The sequence below is a fragment of the Halomicrococcus pelagicus genome (assembly GCF_050954125.1).
This window is the reverse complement of record NZ_JBPBWC010000009.1, coordinates 1-17,440: the sequence shown is the minus strand read 5'-3', so window position 1 is coordinate 17,440 and position 17,440 is coordinate 1. Positions and strand designations below refer to the sequence as shown.

Sequence of the window (17,440 nt, the reverse complement as noted above, 5' to 3'; positions counted from 1 at the left end):
CTATCGGTGTCCAATCATCGTCTGGTGTTTCGCTGCCGTTACCAGGGGGTGGGCGCCGGCGACAGCCTTCTCAGACGTGCCTTCTGACAGCCATCCCTACTTCCCCACTGACGACGCTGACAGTGAGCCGTCACCGTTGCTCGGCTGTGCTTGCCACGACGAGAATGTGTCTGCTGCTGGAGCACGCACTCCGTTACTATTCTTGAAGAACGTGATCTTGCCCTTCGAGAGGGCTTCCATATGCCGGCATGCACGATTCACCAGCTTCCACGACAGCCGATTGTCGACCGCCGTCGAGAGTAAGTTGTGGGGGCCATCCTTCCCCGTCTTCATCACGAGACCTTTCGGGATCCGCGTCGCCCACTGGCGCCAGTGACTGAGGATCTCGACAGCACGCCGGTTACTCAGTCCGAAAGAAGCAGAAGCACTGACACCATTGACAACACCTTTTTATTGGTGCTAACCCCACTTTTGGTATATGGACCATCAGCTAGAAGAGAATCCCAATATCGTTCTGATTGTTATGGACACTGCACGAGCAGACTTTGTAGACAATTCTCTTCCAGCGGAAGTCACTCCGAACATAGCAAATGTTGCAGAAGAAGGGACGGTATTCAGTAACTCCTTCAGTAGTGCACCATGGACACTACCATCACACGCTTCCATCTTTACCGGGGCCTATTCGTCAAAGCACGGTGCACACGCAGGTCACAAACGGTTAGAGAACGACTTAATTAGGCTGCCGGAAGTCTTTGAGGAGGCAGGGTATACGACTGTGGGTATGTCCAATAATCAGTGGATAAGTGAGGATTTCGGTTTTGATACTGGGTTTAATGAATTTTATAAAGGTTGGCAGAGATTCCAAACTCAAAGCAATATAGGTGGCTTACAAGCTGGTGAAAGTTCCCATGGAAAGTGGAATAGAATTGCACGCCAGATGTTATCCGGCAATACACTCTTGAATCTAGCTAATGGATTACATTCGAAACTTATCTCCAATTCGGACAACGGAGCTAAGAGGACTACTTTGGAATTTAAAAATCAGCTATCAAATGGCTATATCGAGACACCGTTCTTTTGCTTCATAAACTTCCTTGAACCTCATCTGGACTATCAACCCCCCAAATCATATGCCAAAGAGTTCCTCCCCGCAGATGTTTCGTTTGATAACGCAATGGATGTTCCTCAACGACCCTGGGAATTTGTCACTAACCAACTATCAATGTCAGATAAAGAATTTGATATACTTGAATCCCTTTATAAGGCTGAACTAAACTATCTTGATAAGAAAATAGGGGAAATAGTGAAGAAATTGAAACGGGAGGGAGAATGGGATAACACTATTTTTACCATCATTGGTGATCATGGCGAAAATATTGGAGATCATGGACTTATGGATCACCAGTACTGTCTCTACGATACACTCATCCATGTACCAACGATTGTCTCCGGTGGAAGTTTCGATAACGGAGAAACGATTGATCCTCTCGTTCAGCTAGTGGACATTGCGCCAACGCTCGTAGAGGAAGCCGGGATTGAGGCCCCAAAATTCGATAGCCAGTGCCAAGGAATCCCGATGCAATCAAATTCAGAGCGAGAGTACATTATCTCCGAATATATGGCTCCCCAGCCGTCAGTGGACGCAATAGAATCGCGAGTCGGAGATCCAAATAATGTAATGAAAAAGTACAATCGATCGCTTCGGTCAATTAGAACAAAAGATTATAAAGTAATCCGAGGCTCTGACGGAACTATAGAGTCGATAAATCTTGGTAATAGAGGTAGTGGTGTTCCAAGTGAGATAGAAGAAGAGCTAATTGAAAAGCTTGACCACTGGGTGCAATCATCGACGAACAATAGCTATGATGGCTCCGTCGATGTTAGTCGAAAGACGAAAAAGCGGCTAGAAGATATGGGGTATATTTGAAAACCTCTAGAGAAAATTAATCACAAAGGGATTCTATGACTTCGTGTGCTTGATCTCGGAAAGCTGCGAATGAATGTTGTTCCGCAGTCTCTAATCCATTTTCGCTTATACGCTCAAGACTTTCAGGATTTGCGATTGCCTCACCTAATATAGTAGCTAGTGAATCCACATCATCCTTCTCGAACAGTAACCCATTGTCCCCGTGTTTTACGTAGTCATGGATCCCTGGTGCATTCGCCCCGACAACGGGGGTTCCTGCTGCCATTGCTTCTAATCCAGTTGTCACGTATCCCTCAATAATCGATGGAATGACGAATAGCAGTGATTCTCTCATCAACCGCCTTTTTTCCTCCTCGCTTACGAAGCCAAGAAACTCGACATTTTCTAACCCTAATTGGCTAGCTAGTATCTCAAGTTCTTCCTGAGCCGGACCAGTCCCTGCAATTTTGAGTTCGTATTCCGGGTACTGCTGTTCAACTGTTTTCCAAGCTCTTAGAAGGCATTGAACGTTTTTTCGTTGCCCTAATCGGCCAAGATAGAGAATTGTTTTACTGTCTTGATTGAAACTATATTCGAATTTGTCAAGGTCAACGCAAGGATTGATTATAGATGTTCTATCATAATTCAACCGTGAATTTATCCGTCTCTCTGTTGAAGAGCCTGCACAGATTATATCGGGCTTATTCATCAAAGCAATAGAATGGTTGAAGAGGGATACTACCGATCCTTTAAGATAACCATCAAATTCACGTGCAAGACCATAATAGATAACATGGATAAAAGCCGCATTGTTTGTATCTTCTCCAGATAAAAAGTGTAGCGGATAAAATGGGACAGGAGTAATATTGTCTAACACTACATCATATTCTTGACTTTCTTCCACCTCTTTAAATTTTTTTGCTCCTCTGAGGCTATTGATAACCTTAGAGATAGGTGATTTCGGAGAGGGATAAGGGAATTCATAAACAGTGACTCCCTCTGGGAGACTAGGTTTTTCTGATATTCTTGGACATAGGAAATCTACGTCCCAGCTTTTTTGTTTAAGTGCAACTGCCAAGTTTAGCATCAGCCTCTCAGCACCGCCTTTGACATTTTCTTCGTGTAAGGGGAAGTGCGAGCGGATAAGAATACGCCGATTGGCCATCATAGGGTAGGACAGGCGAACAGGTAATATATCCTTCGGTATATCTTAGAATATTACCGGAAATGGTTGAACTAACCCCTTGTCCTATCCTATTTTCCTATAAAATTGCGATTCTACAATCCGAAGCTAATCACTATTCATCAGGTCTTCCTTTTTGGTCGAACCTTTACACACTTTTTTGTAAAGCTGACCGATTCCCTCTACCGCTTCTATCCAATTATATACTCTATTTCCTACTCTACAGTCACACTCTTTGCAAGATTCCGTGGTTTGTCGATAGCTCGGCCTTTTTCGTTCGCGATATGGTAGGCAAACAATTGAAGATAGACGTTTGCAAGTACTGGTGTAATATAACCTAAATTAGGTAAACCAAGGAAAGTATCGAGTGTCTCGCTTGCTTCTCCTCTAACGCCAATACCAATGACTGGCGCTTCACGTGCTTGAACCTCTTTAATATTCTTTGCCATCTCGTCAGGCTCCGAACCGGGGGTGAGCAGTGCGATCACTGGCGTCTGGTCGGTGACGAGGGCAAGGGGACCATGCTTGAGCTCACCGCCAGGAAAACCTTCAGCATGGTCGTACGAGATTTCCTTGAGCTTCAAAGCACCTTCCAGTGCAACAGGATGCCCCAGTCGGCGGCCGATGTAGAAGAAGGCATCACTATGGGCAAATCGTTCTGCTAGTCGGCGGACTTGTGACTCGCCATCCAACACGGTCTGGATCGCCTCAGGAAGGTCATGCAGATTCTTTAAGAGCTCTGTGGCGGTTTCGGATTCGAGCTCGTCTCGCTGTCGCCCAAGATGGATTGTGAATAGCGTAAGCGTCACGATCTGGGAGGCGAAGGTCTTCGTTGCGGCTACGCCGATTTCGGGACCGGCGCGGATATAGAGCGTCTGGTCAACTTCACGAGTCACCGTCGAGCCAACAGTGTTCGTCACAGCGAGTGTTCGAGCCCCTGAATCCACCGCCATGCGGAGCGCTTGCAGCGTATCAGCTGTTTCACCACTCTGCGTAACCGCAATGACGAGCGTTTCCCAGGGATCGTAGCTTGTCCGGTACTCGTATTCGCTCGCAACGTGTACCGTCACTCGGAGATTAGTATGGGTCTCAAGTAGCTCGGCTGCATAGCGGGCGGCATAATTCGAGGTGCCACAGGCCACGATCTGGATCTCTTGGATGGATTTCCAATACTCGATCGGTGCATCAATGTCAAGGTCGACATCACCAGTGAGTGAGTCAATCCGTCCAGACAGCGACTGTCGAACGGCATGTGGCTGTTCATGGATTTCCTTGTGCATGTAGTGCTCATAGCCACTTTTCTCAGCGGCATCTGCATCCCAGTCAACGGTCTGTCGATCACGCTCAACCACTGCGCCATCATTCGTGATCGACAAATTGTCTTCAGTGAGATGGGCGACATCGCCATCTTCAAGGAAGGTGACCGTCCGCGTCTGTTCGACGAAGGCCGTGATATCGCTCGCGAGGAATTTTGCGGTATCAGTGTGGCCAACAACGAGTGGACTGTCTTGGCGTGCAGCAACGATTCCGTCGTAGCCGGCGACAGCGACAGCGATTGCGAAACTTCCCTCAAGCTTCTCGACGACTTTCCTGACTGCTTGAGGAAGGTCAGTATCATCTACTAATTCCTCTTCGAGAAGGTGAGCGATGACTTCGGAGTCAGTATCGCTGGTGAATTCGTGCGTTAACGCAAGGTCGCGTTTGTGGTCTCCGTAGTTGCTGATGATTCCGTTATGCACGATCGATATTTCGCCATGACAGTCGGTGTGTGGATGGGCGTTTTCGTCGGTGGGTGGGCCGTGGGTACTCCAGCGAGTATGCCCGATGCCACACGTTGCCTCTGTTGTGGAGGGGAGTGAGAGGTCATCGATCTGGCCGCTCTGTTTGTTGACCTGCAGCGTTCCATCAAGCAGAGCAACGCCGACGGAATCGTAACCGCGATATTCCAGATTTTTCAATGAATTTGCGAGAAAGCTTGAACAATCTTCTGTCCCGACGTATCCTGTTATGCCACACATTGTATTATCCTCTCACCGCTTTCATTGTATCAGATAAATCCTTGTTAATAGTAGTTCCGCTTTCAACTGTTGCAAGCTCGCCAATAGTCGTCCCTGGTTCGACGGTAACGTTCCCGCCAAGCTGAGCCCGATCGCCAATAAGCCCACCAAACGGAACATCTCGATGGATTTCGTCGTCAATCAGGGTAGTGGCCTTTCCGCCTCTAATCACCGTATTCGGGCCAATTTCGGCACCTGCACCAACGACACAGTCACGGAGTACGGCCCCAGGCCCAATCGTCACATCCGGAAAGATCACAGCATTCTCAAGGACAGCGTTCGAACCAATCTCCACATTCTCGCCGACTGCTGTCCGCGGCAACACCCTCACACCTGGTCCGAGTGTCACACTCTCCGCCAACGTCGTCCGTTCCATGACCGTCGCATTGTCATCGACAATCGGCGGTGCTGGCTCTGTTTCGCGATCAAGGAGGTACCCATTGAGCTGGGCAAGATCCCATGGATACGAGATATCGCCCCACAATCCATCATAGGAGACTGGCTGAATTGGTTGGAGGCCATCCTCTTGGGAGAGTGTTACCGTGAGCGCTTGCTCCGGACTTGCATCAGTTCGACGAATCGCAGCAAAAATATCGGGGCCCAGCCCATACACACCAGCGTTAATTTGGCTCGATGATGCACTCTCGTTCTGGGGTTGTTCGACGATGTCCGTGATGATTTGGCCGTCGAAGCGCACAACCCCATAGCGGTTCGGTGTTGCAACACTGGTGACCGCAAGACAGGTATCCTTCGTTTCTTGTCGTGCCGCGGCGACATCCTCGATTATCGAGGGTTCGATGATCCGGTCGCCGTTCAGCGCCAAGAAATCATCGCCGATATGCTGTTCGGCCTGCAGGAGCGCATGGCCGGTCCCAAGACGGCGTTCCTGGACGACATAGCGAATGTCAATATCCCACTGACGGCCGTTCCCAAAGTAGCTCTGGATACGTTGCCGCTGATACCCGACGACTAGAATTACTTCATCGATATCTGTACTAGCCAATGCCTCAACGATATGCTCAAGCAGGGGCCGATTCCCCACTGGTAGCATCGGCTTTGGCCGATTATTTGTTAGCGGTTGAAGACGCGAACCTTCCCCCGCAGCAAGGACGACTGCTTTCATTACTCCAAAGAGCTATCCAAACACTATATATTCTTGGTGTAGCATACGCGTGTATCGGCCGCTAAGAGTACGGGATAGAGGGATCGAATACAGCTATAATTCCCTATAAATGAACTCTGTCATATTAGTCTTGAATTACATGTTCCCCGTTTAGATACGCTTGGCCTTTATCTGTGATTTCATAATGGGTGCTGTCTCCTCCAGTGGCCCGAATTAACTCATGCTCTTCCAGGGGACGAAGAGCTCGGAAGACAGTTGCTCGTGAGGGAGCATCAGAGAGTTTTCGTTCTAAGTTATGGGTGATAGTCGGAGCCGGAAGTGAAAGCTCTGATTCATCTAGAAGTTCCAAAATAGGTATAGAGGCTTTATTCATCCACTGAGCACGATCGCGCACGTCAAGTTATTCGAATAGGCCATACCTCTATGTTTTCATCTAGCTTATATTATTAGTATCTTTTTGATACTGTTAGTCTCAAAGCTTATTACGATGGGACGAATACAAGAGAGTAACGACTGTTCGGTGGGCGATAGTCCAGTAGGAAAACGGATGCGTGATTGAGCACGCACCCGCCGTGCGGTCGTTAGGAGACGAACCGCATGTCCATGTTCGCCGACGCGGGACTAAAATGTCCCGTCCGACAGCCGCAGCACTCGCCAACCACTATAGGGAACCCGACGACACAAAACACGCCAGTAGCCGCTTGCCTACAATACCTGAAACTACCGGCGATCGCCGTTCACGATGTCAGCTGGAACTGGCCGACACAGCTGAATAGCCGTCTAGTCGCTCTCCCTTCTCTACTGGTCACGACTACTGGCCGAGGTGATGGTCAATGACGTCGCCACCGGATTGGGATATCACAGCAGCAGAGATCGAGGAGACGTTTGATCGATGCCCGACTTGCGGGAAGTACGCTGTTTTCGTGACTGACGCGCACTCTTGTAATTCGACACGGTCGACTGGCCTCCCGAACGACGCGGAACGGCGGCAGCGTATTGAGGCCGACCCGTATCCGGGCGATGAAACCGTTGTCGCGATTCAGCACGGACCGAGTACGGCATACGCGTATCACGAAACAACGAGCGACGGCCAGCCGCTGTGCCCACTCACCACCGACCAGCCGCTCGACCACCTCGCACGTGCGGATGCCCAGGCGAACGGTCGTCCGCCATGCCAGCAGTGCCAGCACATCCGTCACGCCCGGGGTGACGAGCGATGACCCACAGCGAGCAAACCCAACGTGTGCTAGCGCTCGCCCACAGTGACTCGATCACAGTCGAGACCGATCACCGAACACTCACGGGCGTCATCTACCGCTGCAACCACCATGAGCCCGAACTGACGCTACGTGGGCCGGAACCCGGTGCACGCGTCCTGTATTTCGTCACGCCAACCTACGACCGCTACCGGCTCGAATACACCTACTACGACGAGTATGACCACCCCCAGATAACTCTCGACCGCTACGGCCGCACACCCGACAGCCAGTACGCCTGGCTTCGGACACACGCCACCGTCGACGCCATCACCAACCCCTCTGAGGGCGGTGAGCAGCCATGACCGCCGGCCACACTCCCAACCCATTGAATCCGCGCCAGCCGGCAGCACTCACCCGCCAACTCTCACCCCGTGATCGTATCCGCCTCACAACCACGAGGCTACCACGCACCATCCTCACCGTCACGCACGTCCAGCCACCGACAGACGCACAGCCGGCCCGGCTCGTCCTCACCGCGCCGCCAGTCACAACCACCGCCCAGCAGTCTGGTCCCCAACGCACATACTACGATTGCATCGCTGCAGCCGCGTCATCGACAATGACCGTCATCGAATCCACCTACACGCCTGCATCCACGACCACTCGCCCTGTTGGTTCGCTCACCACAATCGTTCGCCTCCCCGATTGCTCTACGACGCCAGCTAGCGACGACCGCCCGGCGATGGAGGCGGCTGGCAATGAGTGACACCACTACTTCCGATGTTTTCTCGTCCGATGACGCCGATGACACGGCAGTGAGTGCGCTCGTTGAGCAGGTCCAGCAGCTCACCGAGCGCGTCGCCGACCTCGAACAAGAACTCGCCAACAAGAACGACCGGATCGACGACCTCAAAGCCCGCATCACCGACCTCGAACAGAACCACGACACGGACGTCGGAACACGCCTTGGGAAACTCGAAGCCCGGGACGCCCGTCTCGACCATGTCGACGTTGATACGCGTATAGATAGCCTCCGAGAAGAGCTAGAGACGGAACGCGAGCGCCGTCAAGAGCTTGAAGACCGAATTGAGAACCGGCCGACGATCGAATGGCAGGGCAAAGAGAGCCAAGTCGAGGATCTCTGGGTCGATAACTATCCGATTGGCAAGGTCGTCAAACGTCATGGTGACCGGCTCAATGACCACCAGTCCCGAATCAACGACCTAGAGGACGAAGTCGAAGACATGAACCCCGGGGTTTGCGGCGCGGAAACCACCTTTCACGATACGGTTCTCGAGGAGACTCCGCTTGAGCAAATCTGTGGACTCACTGACGATGAAGCACGGGAACACCTCTGGTCAAACCAGCAACGTGCGCGAAAACTCGCGATGGCAATCCCGAAGATTGCCACAGACGCGCCAAAGGGATACACTATCGACAATAATACGCTTCGATCGGAGCTGACTCGGATAATGGGCAAGCATCCGAACGACAACGACGTAAAGCGCGTCAGGGACTTCCTCAGCGACCTCGGAAAAGACCACGTAGATATTGTCGATCACCGAGGGAGCAAAATGCTCGTTGTGGACAAAGGCTATGCCAAGCAACTCGGGAGGAAATACTTCGCCCCCGAAGAATGCCTCGTCGTAGAGCACAAAAACAACTGGCGAGACCTCTTACACCTGTCGAGTAATCCACCTGCGAAAGCGTCCACAGCAACGTAATCCAGCAGTAGAATCCACTATCGAACAGACCAAAAAATAATCGCGGGGACGACCCAGGCTGATACAGCCTGGGTCAGACACCCCCAATTACAGTAGCAACAATGAGCAGAACCCGTACTTGAGCAGTAGTAGCGTAGTATAAGCAGACGACTCTGCGTTTTTAATTCGCCACAGGATTACGAGACAGACGTAATTCAGACAGGTGACTGTCGCCAGAGGAAACGACAGTAGCGAGAGTCAGCGACGCTACTGCAACCGCTACCGCAGACACGTTCTCCTCCCCTTCGGTCGTCGATGCGCTCGGGCCTACGGGTCGACCCGCAAGGGGTCGCTTCCGTCCGCGAAGCGCGGACTGGGACCCGCGCTTCGCTGTTCCCTCGCTCGGATTGACTATTGAGCCTCCGACAATGGTTGTGGTCAGGATGTATCTCCTGACATGGTTCAGCTAAGATCTATCAGTAGAGTGGTTGCAGCGGTGTTGTTGGTAACAACGTTGTTATCGGCGTCGGACTGCTGACGATAGTGTTAGTACTGGACCGCTGGTGAGGGGTTATTCGCAGTACGCTTATTGAAAGACAATACGATAGCTGGTTAGTATATTATACTAACTTCGAGTGCTCGGAAGCTGGTTCCGGATTTGCTAAAACCTTTAACGGAGTGGTTCTCGGGGTTGACCTGAACGTGACTGGCGCGTTCGCCGCCACCTCCACAGGCGAGTTTCTCGGCAGTGCGGACTACCTCACCCACAAGCGTGACCAGTACGAACAATGCCGTGCCCGCCTGCAACAGACGGGCACTCGTTCCGCGCACCTCACGATTCAGTCCATCGGCAGTACGTTCAGTGAGTGGTCGCTGGACTGGCTCCACAACCGCGCCAACGACCTCATCACGGAAGCGCAAGAAACGGATGTGGACGGCATCATTTTCGAGAACCTTGACTACCTCCGCGAGAACATCGCCAACGGGTCGAAGTTTCAGCAGTGGGCGTATGCGAAGTTCGTGGAACTCGTGGAGTACAAGGTTGAAGCCACGGCGTTGTTCGTGGACACAGTGAATCCTGCTTATACGAGTCAGCGGTGTTCTCACTGTGGGTTTACCACGAGGACAACCGCGACGACAAGGCGTTCTCGTGCGTGGATTGTGGGTATGAGGTGAACGCGGATTACAACGCGGCGAAGAACATTGCCGTCCGATACTGCGGGTATATCCATCGCGGGCAGACGTCTCGCGGTGGATGGGCCACCAGTCAACTGGCCCTCAAGTCAGGGACGTTGAACGTGAACGGCGACTACACGCCTGCCGAGTTACTCGGGTAGAACGGGAGTCCACTGACAAGCCTCGGGGCGTGACCCCGAGGCGGTTGACATCGGCGAGTAACCGACACCGTCAGTCTAAGGCCCAGAACAGCGGAGCGACGGCTCCCGCCGAGCGGAGCGGGCGGAAGCGGGGGCTTGCCCCCCGACCCGCATGCTGGGCCGCACGAGCGACCGCAGGGGAGCGGCATCGAGTAGCGGTTGCGGTGGCGGTGTGGGAGGTATGCTTGAGTGAGGTGCTGACTCTTGCTGGATATCTGTCTGTGTTCGTGAGTGTTGATGTGGAGTGTAGTCTGCAGGCTTCTTTGGGAATCTTGTGTCGGTTGGTCTGGGTGGGGGTTACGGGGGTTGAGGGGTGAGCATGGGGTTAGGCAGCGGTCATTGTTTCGACGGTACACTGGTGTTGTGTTTCTTCGGTGTGTCTTTCTGCTCGGGATTCGGCGCCGATGCGTGATGGGTGGAAGCCGATCTGGCCGCAGGCTTCGCACTGGATCTTGTACATGAGTGCAGTCTCACCAATGGTTCTATCACTAATAATCCTTTAGTTTGACCACAGTATCTGCGCTAGTCCCTCGTGGCCAGTGTGCTCGGTAACTGAGCGATTGGTACCAGTTGGAGATGAGACGGTGACCCGACCAGGGATATACACTGAGGCCAAAGTAGAGGAAATTGAGCTACCCACCGCTAAAGCGGTGGGATTCAGCGTGGACTCCCGTTCTGGCCTCAGATAAGGCAGGAGAATAGCCTCCGTTCACGTTCAGCGTCCCGCTGTTCAAGCGCACGCCCAAGGGTGCGCCTCCGTCGCCGCCAGTTTGGTTGCGACGGAGATACCGCAAGCCGATGTTCTTTGCGGCGTTGTAGTCCGCGTGGTTCTCGTACCCGCATTTCTGGCACTCGAATTCCTCGTCCTCACGGTTGTCAGGATGGGTAAATCCACAGTGTGAACAACGCCGACTGGTGTTTTCAGGGTTAACCTGCTCCACACTGATACCGTATTCTTCGGCCTTGTAATCCACGTAGTCATAGAGGCGGTCGAACGCCCACTTGTGCCCCCACGATGCGCCTGTTCGCTCCCGGATGTCAGTCAAATCCTCGAACGCAATCACCGAACAACCGTTCTCGCGGGCTTCCGCGAGCAATTCGTTGCTAATGCGGTGCATGATCAACTTGAACCGCCCTTCCTCTGTCCGTCCAACGGATTGAATATTCTTGTGTGCCCACCGAGTCCCGCACTGTTGGAGCGAGCCTCGGCGTTTTTCGTATTCTCTGCGCCAGTGGTCGAACTCGTTGCCTGTCCAGAATGTGCCCGTTGAGGTGACGGCAAGGTTGTTCACGCCGAGGTCAACCCCGAGAACCGTTCCGTTCTCGGTGGTCGCCTGTTCCGACGTGTCGGACTCCACCTCCTTCTTGCAGTGGATGTGAAGTACCCAGTCACCGTCTCGGTAGTGTAGTTCCGCACCCGTCGTCTCGTACTCGTCGGAAAAGAGGTATTCTGAGTGCGGTGTGTTACTATCCTCGTCGGGGAGGATGTAGTCGGCTTCGACTCTGCCGTCGGTCGTGGCGAGGCTCACGTAGTCGTCGTGGAACGTCGCAGTGCGTTTGTCGTAGACGACGTGCGGACTGGTGAAGCGTGGTTTTGATGCTTTCTGGCCTTGCTTCCAGCGTGCGACAACACTCTTGCAGGCTTCAGCGGCCTTGTTCCGAGCGGCTTGTACGAGGCCGCCGTTGAAGCCGTCCGTGGCGTCTCGCACGTCGTCGTAGGTTTCGTCATCCAGCGTTGTCTTGCTGGTGGTGACGTACTCGCCTTGGAAGGCGTGGTCTACGACATACTGCGCCGACCAGAGGAAGGTATCTCCGGTATCTTCGAGGAGTGCGGCGTCGTCGCTGTCCACGTCGAGTGCAACGGGGACGGTGCGCCGCACGTCCATATCTTATATGTAGGTGTGTAGGTACTTATTGGTTGGGAGTCGTCCTGCTATCGTCGGTGGATTGTGGCACGGAGCGTACGGATTCATCCCACGGCTAAAGCCGTGGGTTTTCTCCTGCATTCCGGATAACCGCCGCCTGCAGGGGGGTGACTGATTCGTCTACTAGAATCTCTTCGATGCGGTCGAACAGCATCGCGTAGCCGCCCGCGCCTGCGATGTGTCCTGGTGTTGGTTGCCGGTACGTCTGATCCAGTGAACTGCTTGCGTTCAGGTGACTATCGATTCCGATCTGGAATCGCTGCCAATCTCTGCTGCCATCATTCTCTTATCAGAGACGGTGGTACCCGTTCTGGGGGGACAGAATATGTATCGACGACAGTCACGGCCAAAGTCAGCCCGGGAGACGAATGACCAAGAGCTGCGCGAGCATGAGAGGATCACTGATATTGATGTTACGGAGCCGACGCTCACGTGGTTGCAGTGCTCGCAACCGCACCAGCCGATCTCAGTTCGGGATGACGACCGCGTGCTGAACAGCCGGTTTAATCCACAGTTGGATTGCTGGGAGATACTGCTTCTCGTAATGCCACACGAGGAGCGCGAGGCCGACGAGTAATCCACCGGGACGTGGGGTCGAGACGACTGAACAGTACGGACGACTAGCTTGGGTTTTGATTTGGAGTCTCAGGCACGGATAGCGGAACGCTCTCACTCACCGCTGGAGACTGCATTCACTTTGGAAACCACTTCGGTCGCTACTTCGTCCGTCGGAGACGAGGACTCCCTTGCTTGATGAGCCCAGAAGGCGGGAATGAAGCAGGAGAGCTCACGCTGCTCGGTGGAAATGGCGGCCAGCCGCTGATGAGGCTGGGCTCATATGAGTCTGTAGTGCATCCCGGCGTGTTCAGGTGCGGGTCGAACGGTAGGCCCGACGCGATAACTGCCGTCGATGACCGCCCCGGATATCCTCTGGTGGTGCGTCTAAGCGCCTGTACGTCCTATTTCAATATGCTAGTCTGTCGGAGAGAGTTATGCTAGAGAATACACGTCTACCGATGACTCGGCCGGAGATGGGATGAGGCCTGTGTGACCGGGCCACGGCCCTATCACGGGAGTGAAATCGAGAGATTCCCCGGGTGTGTCGCCGGTTCCTGTGAAAGTGCGGGGTGAAACCTCGAAGGCCGAGAGCTAATATCCCATGGTGGGATGCCACGCCCTGACGGGCGTGGAGGAGGTCACGACAGACTCACGTTCTCCTTATGATCGTCAGTTAATCTGTTCGAGAAATCGACGGACACTGTCGAAGTTCGCTCCCCGCCTTACTTTGTCTTCGTTCCTGTCAAATTCGACGAGTTCTTTATTTGCTAAGTCGGGAAGCAGGATGTGATGGAATTCGTAGCAGACTGTGCGGTGCTCCTCGTAGTCAAGTGTCTCGCTCTCATACAGTATCGGATCTGCAGGCCTCGACCCGTCTTTCAGTAGAGCACGTAAGACTCGCCACTGTTGCGCTGCGAGTACTCGTTGGACTCGGTCACTGGTACAGCAATCGTCAGCCACGGTTCTATTACCTGCTATCGATCCAGTTTTCCTCGCAGTTGGTCACTCTGCATGCTCGTTCTTTTCGACTTCTGTGACGATCACGTCCCAGTCAGGATGTTCGACGCCATTCCGACATTCGAATGCGCCTTCCACGTCGATTCCATTCTCGTAGGCCTTGAGAAGAAGTGCTTTTAGCTCAGCGTTCAATTCCGCTTTCGATGTGAGCGGTGTCGCCTCGGAAGTCATTTTCCCGTGGTCCGCCCGTATTTTTCTGCTGTTGGTTCGTGGCCTGGTGTGATAGTGACCACACCGTAGCTGTGCACGGTTATCGTGTGGTCCTCGTGCGTAAACGTAACGTGGGTGTCTCCAGTCGTCCTGGGGCGAACGCGGACGAACTCATCTAACGTCTCTGGATCAACAGTAGCATGGAGTGAGTCCAGTTCAACTGGGTCAGCGCCCATTACTTCCGCCAGCGTTGCGATTACAGCTATGCTTGCGGGTGTTTTCTCTTGATCAAATTGGGTGCGAACAGTTGCAGTGTCCTGATGATATTCGACCGCTTCCACTCCGACCCCAGACACCACTGCGTTCATTTCTACCGATTCTAGTGGTCTGAATCGGTTTAGTAGGGGCACTGATTATACAGAGGGTTTAAATATGAATCCGTCAGAACGATCATGGCACACTGACAAGCGTCGCTCCAATGAGGCGTCGATGTCCGCGTCGGAGTCGTGACGAAAGCGATTGCTGGGTGATGTCGAGTTCGTCAGCGATCTCTTCAAGCGACGTCTTGCGCGGGGTATCGAAGTAGCCACGCTCGTAGGCCAACACTAGTGCCTCGCGCTGGGTTTCGGTCAGCTCGTAGCCCTCCCCCTGGATCGGAAGCATTGCGTGGACAGCGGTGATCTCTATCGGGATGTCGTTATCCTGGCAGTACTCTCGAAACTCAGCGATATCTTCCTGGCTCTCGCTGCGCACTTCGAATCGCCACTCGTCTTTCATTCCAATCCCGGAGAGCACGACGACGTTGGCCTTGGCCAGGGCACTCAGGACGCCAAAGTACTCTTGCTTCCACTCTGCACGCATGAGATACTCGTCCTCGACGCTATCGACCAGTTGGATGCCCGTCACGCCAGCGTGTGGTTCGAATGCGGCTTCGATGTTCTCGGTTTCCACGCCACGCACCCAGAAGTACGGGATGATCAGCGTCTCGTGTGGAATCAGTCGCTCCAGTTCGACCGTCACACCCGGCAAATTCTCGAAGACACTCCCCAGCGGGAATTCCTCTGCCGGGCTCGTAAACTCCATCACGGTCGCCATGCAGGAGTCTTCATCCGACAGGCGCATAATCGACGTGGCTGGTGTATCATGGCTTCGAGGCCAGTCAATACACGGCAGGTGGCCGGAAGAGTGTATTCTGCGAGCGAGTCGTACTGTGAGAATGCTGGTGCATGGTGCACCATGTCATCTCCTTTTGTATGCTCCAGACCAACTTAGTCCTACAAGAGCGTATGAGTGTAATCGCGGAGGTTCGAATTCCACCCGACGATTTCGAACTCGGGCAGATACTTGATCTTGATGAGGTATCGGCTATCGAACTTGAAACGCTTGTTCCGAGTGGTGACGTTACTGTGCCGCTCTTCTGGGTCTACGATCCCGTTGATGGGGTTCTCGATACCATTGAACGCTATCCGACTGTCAACAGCTTAACGGAGGTGGACGTGTTCGAAGACCGGACCCTGTTCAGGCTTGATTGGGATGCGAGCCAAGATCATCTTTTTCAGTGCATCCTCGACCACGGGGGGCAGATATCGAGTGCGACCGGAGCATCTGAAGGGTGGGATTTCGAGATTCGGTTCTCCCACCGCGAGGCATTGAGCCAGTGCCGGACGTGTTGTGAGGACGCGCACATCTCGCTGGAGATCATCCGGGTATACAATCCCACGGACCCCGGGGTTGGTCCGTGGTACGGCTTGAGCGAGCCACAACGGGAAGCGCTTCTGCTTGCCGTTCGGATGGGATACTACGACATTCCGCGAGGTTGCACGACCGAGGAGCTCGCGGACGAACTCGGGATTTCTGATCAAGCAGTGACTGAGCGACTGCGTCGTGCCATTGGTGCGTTCGTTCGACATGCACTCCTCACCCCTGAGCCAGAGGCGTGACTTCCTCCCCACCCTACTCGCTCACCGCTGACGCGGTTCGCTCCGTGAGGGTGGGGCTTCCTGCTTCTATGACGCGCTTTGTAACTAGATCGCCTGGCCCCATTGTGCACCATGCAATAGACCCAGGCAGTTGGGGGCTTTGCTTTGTAAGTATGGATGAGAACATAGAGCGGGAAGCACCTGATCTACAGCAGATCGACGATCTCTCTAGTTTGGCGGTTCAAGAGCGATCTCTTTCCGTTGATAGGATTCTGTCGGCAGTAGCGAACGAACACCGACGCGCTATCCTTTATTCACTGACCAGTGCTTCCGATCGGACATTGGAATACGATGCGCTTGTCGACCGCGTTGCAGACAGGATGGGAGACGAAAATGCGGAGGAGGGATCCGACGAACATCGACAACGTGTCCGGATCGCACTTCATCATTCTCATCTCCCGAAACTGGCGGAGGCCCAGATAATCGACTATGAGGCTGAAGCGGGCCACGTCCAGTTTGATGGCGGTGAACTGGAACAAGCGATCCTGACACTTGTCGAGTCCTATGACGCCTCTCAGTGAACAAGTACCATACCGTTTTCACCTCGTTCAACCAAACTCACGGTGACATCTCTCACGACCAACGCCGTGGGCTTCCCACGCCCGAATGCGTTGGTTTGGGTTCTCGGTTTCGGTGTTCGTATAGAGGGGGCTGGTAGCGACCGCGAATACCGTATCGGTATTCCCACTGTTTGAGCCAAGACGTACTTGGTACTATTTCGTGGTCCGAGCGATCAGGTGTCCGGGAACAGTGACTCATGAGCACGGTCCGATCAGTAGCAGACCTTTACAGCTGGAAGTCGAGGGTACAGACGATGGCTACCGAGGCGACGTTTACGGTTCTGTCAGACCAATTCCCCTTGGGGACAGTGTTCAACCAACTGCCGAACGTGACGGTTGAGCTGGAGCGACTTATCCCCGCGCGGGACGTGGTGGTCCCCTACTTCTGGGTACGGGGAACCGAAGTCAACGACATCGAGAGCGCATTCCCCGAGCACCCAGGCGTGCAGGAGATTCAGCTCGTTGACTCCGTTGAAGACGAGTACCTGTTACGCGTCGAGTGGACGCTGGACTACGACGACGTGCTAACCGTATTGACGGAGACAGAGGTGCCGCTCATCGAGGCCAGTGGCACAAACCAGCAGTGGACGTTCGAGATCCGCGGCGACGATCGAAGCGACATCGCCGACTTTCAACGACGCTGTCGAGAGCTGGACATTCCGATCACGTTGACGGAGTTGCACGCGCTCACACCGGTTGAGACG

15 protein-coding genes and 1 pseudogene are annotated in these 17,440 nt (G+C 53.6%); 8 read left to right on the top strand and 8 right to left on the bottom strand.

Features of this window, described 5'->3' with window-relative positions; all coding sequences use genetic code 11:
* Positions 1-478 precede the first annotated feature (478 nt).
* Positions 479-1,927: a sulfatase gene (locus ACRYA2_RS16120; protein ID WP_433630293.1), complete on the top strand. Its 1,449-nt coding sequence runs from the start codon at positions 479-481 to the stop codon at positions 1,925-1,927.
* 16 nt (positions 1,928-1,943) lie between these two features.
* On the opposite strand, the gene ACRYA2_RS16115 is transcribed toward ACRYA2_RS16120, so the two are convergent.
* The 4 genes from ACRYA2_RS16115 to ACRYA2_RS16100 form a co-directional block, all read right to left on the bottom strand.
* Positions 1,944-3,071 (bottom strand): glycosyltransferase family 4 protein, encoded by a 1,128-nt coding sequence (locus tag ACRYA2_RS16115; RefSeq protein WP_433630290.1) that lies wholly within the window; start codon positions 3,069-3,071, stop codon positions 1,944-1,946.
* A 233-nt stretch (positions 3,072-3,304) separates the two neighbouring features.
* A complete protein-coding gene (glmS, locus tag ACRYA2_RS16110; protein WP_433630287.1) occupies positions 3,305-5,107 on the bottom strand; it encodes a glutamine--fructose-6-phosphate transaminase (isomerizing) in 1,803 nt (600 codons plus the stop codon).
* A gap of 4 nt (positions 5,108-5,111) precedes the next feature.
* Positions 5,112-6,269 (bottom strand): sugar phosphate nucleotidyltransferase, encoded by a 1,158-nt coding sequence (locus tag ACRYA2_RS16105; protein WP_433630284.1) that lies wholly within the window; start codon positions 6,267-6,269, stop codon positions 5,112-5,114.
* 124 nt (positions 6,270-6,393) lie between these two features.
* Positions 6,394-6,642 carry a winged-helix domain-containing protein gene (locus ACRYA2_RS16100; protein WP_433630551.1) on the bottom strand — a complete coding sequence of 83 codons (249 nt, stop codon included), beginning with the start codon at positions 6,640-6,642 and terminating at the stop codon, positions 6,394-6,396.
* A gap of 843 nt (positions 6,643-7,485) precedes the next feature.
* Between ACRYA2_RS16100 and ACRYA2_RS16095 the strand changes: the two genes are divergently transcribed.
* The 4 genes and pseudogenes from ACRYA2_RS16095 to ACRYA2_RS16080 all read left to right on the top strand — a co-directional run.
* Positions 7,486-7,830 (top strand): hypothetical protein, encoded by a 345-nt coding sequence (locus ACRYA2_RS16095; protein WP_433630281.1) that lies wholly within the window; start codon positions 7,486-7,488, stop codon positions 7,828-7,830.
* A complete protein-coding gene (locus ACRYA2_RS16090; RefSeq protein WP_433630279.1) occupies positions 7,827-8,234 on the top strand; it encodes a hypothetical protein in 408 nt (135 codons plus the stop codon). The genes ACRYA2_RS16095 and ACRYA2_RS16090 overlap by 4 nt, the downstream gene beginning before the upstream one ends.
* The gene (locus tag ACRYA2_RS16085) at positions 8,227-9,192 is read left to right on the top strand and encodes a hypothetical protein (RefSeq protein ID WP_433630276.1); all 966 of its coding nucleotides are present in this window, start codon (positions 8,227-8,229) and stop codon (positions 9,190-9,192) included. The genes ACRYA2_RS16090 and ACRYA2_RS16085 overlap by 8 nt, the downstream gene beginning before the upstream one ends.
* Positions 9,193-9,843: 651 nt before the next feature.
* Positions 9,844-10,508, top strand: a pseudogene (locus ACRYA2_RS16080) (RNA-guided endonuclease InsQ/TnpB family protein); the annotation flags it as partial.
* Positions 10,509-11,179: 671 nt separating this feature from the next.
* On the opposite strand, the gene ACRYA2_RS16075 reads toward ACRYA2_RS16080, so the two are convergent.
* The 4 genes from ACRYA2_RS16075 to ACRYA2_RS16060 form a co-directional block, all read right to left on the bottom strand.
* A complete protein-coding gene (locus ACRYA2_RS16075) occupies positions 11,180-12,433 on the bottom strand; it encodes an RNA-guided endonuclease InsQ/TnpB family protein (protein WP_433630273.1) in 1,254 nt (417 codons plus the stop codon).
* Positions 12,434-14,032: 1,599 nt separating this feature from the next.
* Complete coding sequence (locus ACRYA2_RS16070) at positions 14,033-14,218, bottom strand: hypothetical protein (protein ID WP_433630270.1); 186 nt, start codon at positions 14,216-14,218, stop codon at positions 14,033-14,035.
* Positions 14,215-14,433: a HalOD1 output domain-containing protein gene (locus ACRYA2_RS16065; RefSeq protein ID WP_433630549.1), complete on the bottom strand. Its 219-nt coding sequence runs from the start codon at positions 14,431-14,433 to the stop codon at positions 14,215-14,217. Before ACRYA2_RS16065 ends, ACRYA2_RS16070 begins: the two co-directional genes overlap by 4 nt.
* A 214-nt stretch (positions 14,434-14,647) precedes the next feature.
* A complete protein-coding gene (locus tag ACRYA2_RS16060) occupies positions 14,648-15,292 on the bottom strand; it encodes a helix-turn-helix domain-containing protein (protein ID WP_433630267.1) in 645 nt (214 codons plus the stop codon).
* A 191-nt stretch (positions 15,293-15,483) separates the two neighbouring features.
* Between ACRYA2_RS16060 and ACRYA2_RS16055 the strand changes: the two genes are divergently transcribed.
* The 3 genes from ACRYA2_RS16055 to ACRYA2_RS16045 form a co-directional block, all read left to right on the top strand.
* Positions 15,484-16,137, top strand: a complete 654-nt coding sequence (locus ACRYA2_RS16055; RefSeq protein ID WP_433630264.1) for a helix-turn-helix domain-containing protein — start codon at positions 15,484-15,486, stop codon at positions 16,135-16,137.
* A 152-nt stretch (positions 16,138-16,289) separates the two neighbouring features.
* Positions 16,290-16,697: a DUF7344 domain-containing protein gene (locus tag ACRYA2_RS16050; RefSeq protein WP_433630261.1), complete on the top strand. Its 408-nt coding sequence runs from the start codon at positions 16,290-16,292 to the stop codon at positions 16,695-16,697.
* A 293-nt stretch (positions 16,698-16,990) separates the two neighbouring features.
* A partial coding sequence (locus ACRYA2_RS16045; RefSeq protein ID WP_433630547.1) for a bacterio-opsin activator domain-containing protein occupies positions 16,991-17,440 on the top strand: 450 nt, incomplete at its 3' end.

Excerpts from the sequence above, each read along its gene's own strand:
- ACRYA2_RS16120 (WP_433630293.1), top strand. The coding sequence starts at position 479 with ATGGACCATCAGCTAGAAGAGAATCCCAATATCGTTCTGATTGTTATG.
- ACRYA2_RS16115 (WP_433630290.1), bottom strand. The coding sequence starts at position 3,071 with ATGGCCAATCGGCGTATTCTTATCCGCTCGCACTTCCCCTTACACGAA.
- glmS (WP_433630287.1), bottom strand. The coding sequence starts at position 5,107 with ATGTGTGGCATAACAGGATACGTCGGGACAGAAGATTGTTCAAGCTTT.
- ACRYA2_RS16105 (WP_433630284.1), bottom strand. The coding sequence starts at position 6,269 with ATGAAAGCAGTCGTCCTTGCTGCGGGGGAAGGTTCGCGTCTTCAACCG.
- ACRYA2_RS16100 (WP_433630551.1), bottom strand. The coding sequence starts at position 6,642 with ATGAATAAAGCCTCTATACCTATTTTGGAACTTCTAGATGAATCAGAG.
- ACRYA2_RS16095 (WP_433630281.1), top strand. The coding sequence starts at position 7,486 with ATGACCCACAGCGAGCAAACCCAACGTGTGCTAGCGCTCGCCCACAGT.
- ACRYA2_RS16090 (WP_433630279.1), top strand. The coding sequence starts at position 7,827 with ATGACCGCCGGCCACACTCCCAACCCATTGAATCCGCGCCAGCCGGCA.
- ACRYA2_RS16085 (WP_433630276.1), top strand. The coding sequence starts at position 8,227 with ATGAGTGACACCACTACTTCCGATGTTTTCTCGTCCGATGACGCCGAT.
- ACRYA2_RS16075 (WP_433630273.1), bottom strand. The coding sequence starts at position 12,433 with ATGGACGTGCGGCGCACCGTCCCCGTTGCACTCGACGTGGACAGCGAC.
- ACRYA2_RS16070 (WP_433630270.1), bottom strand. The coding sequence starts at position 14,218 with ATGACTTCCGAGGCGACACCGCTCACATCGAAAGCGGAATTGAACGCT.
- ACRYA2_RS16065 (WP_433630549.1), bottom strand. The coding sequence starts at position 14,433 with ATGGGCGCTGACCCAGTTGAACTGGACTCACTCCATGCTACTGTTGAT.
- ACRYA2_RS16060 (WP_433630267.1), bottom strand. The coding sequence starts at position 15,292 with ATGGCGACCGTGATGGAGTTTACGAGCCCGGCAGAGGAATTCCCGCTG.
- ACRYA2_RS16055 (WP_433630264.1), top strand. The coding sequence starts at position 15,484 with ATGAGTGTAATCGCGGAGGTTCGAATTCCACCCGACGATTTCGAACTC.
- ACRYA2_RS16050 (WP_433630261.1), top strand. The coding sequence starts at position 16,290 with ATGGATGAGAACATAGAGCGGGAAGCACCTGATCTACAGCAGATCGAC.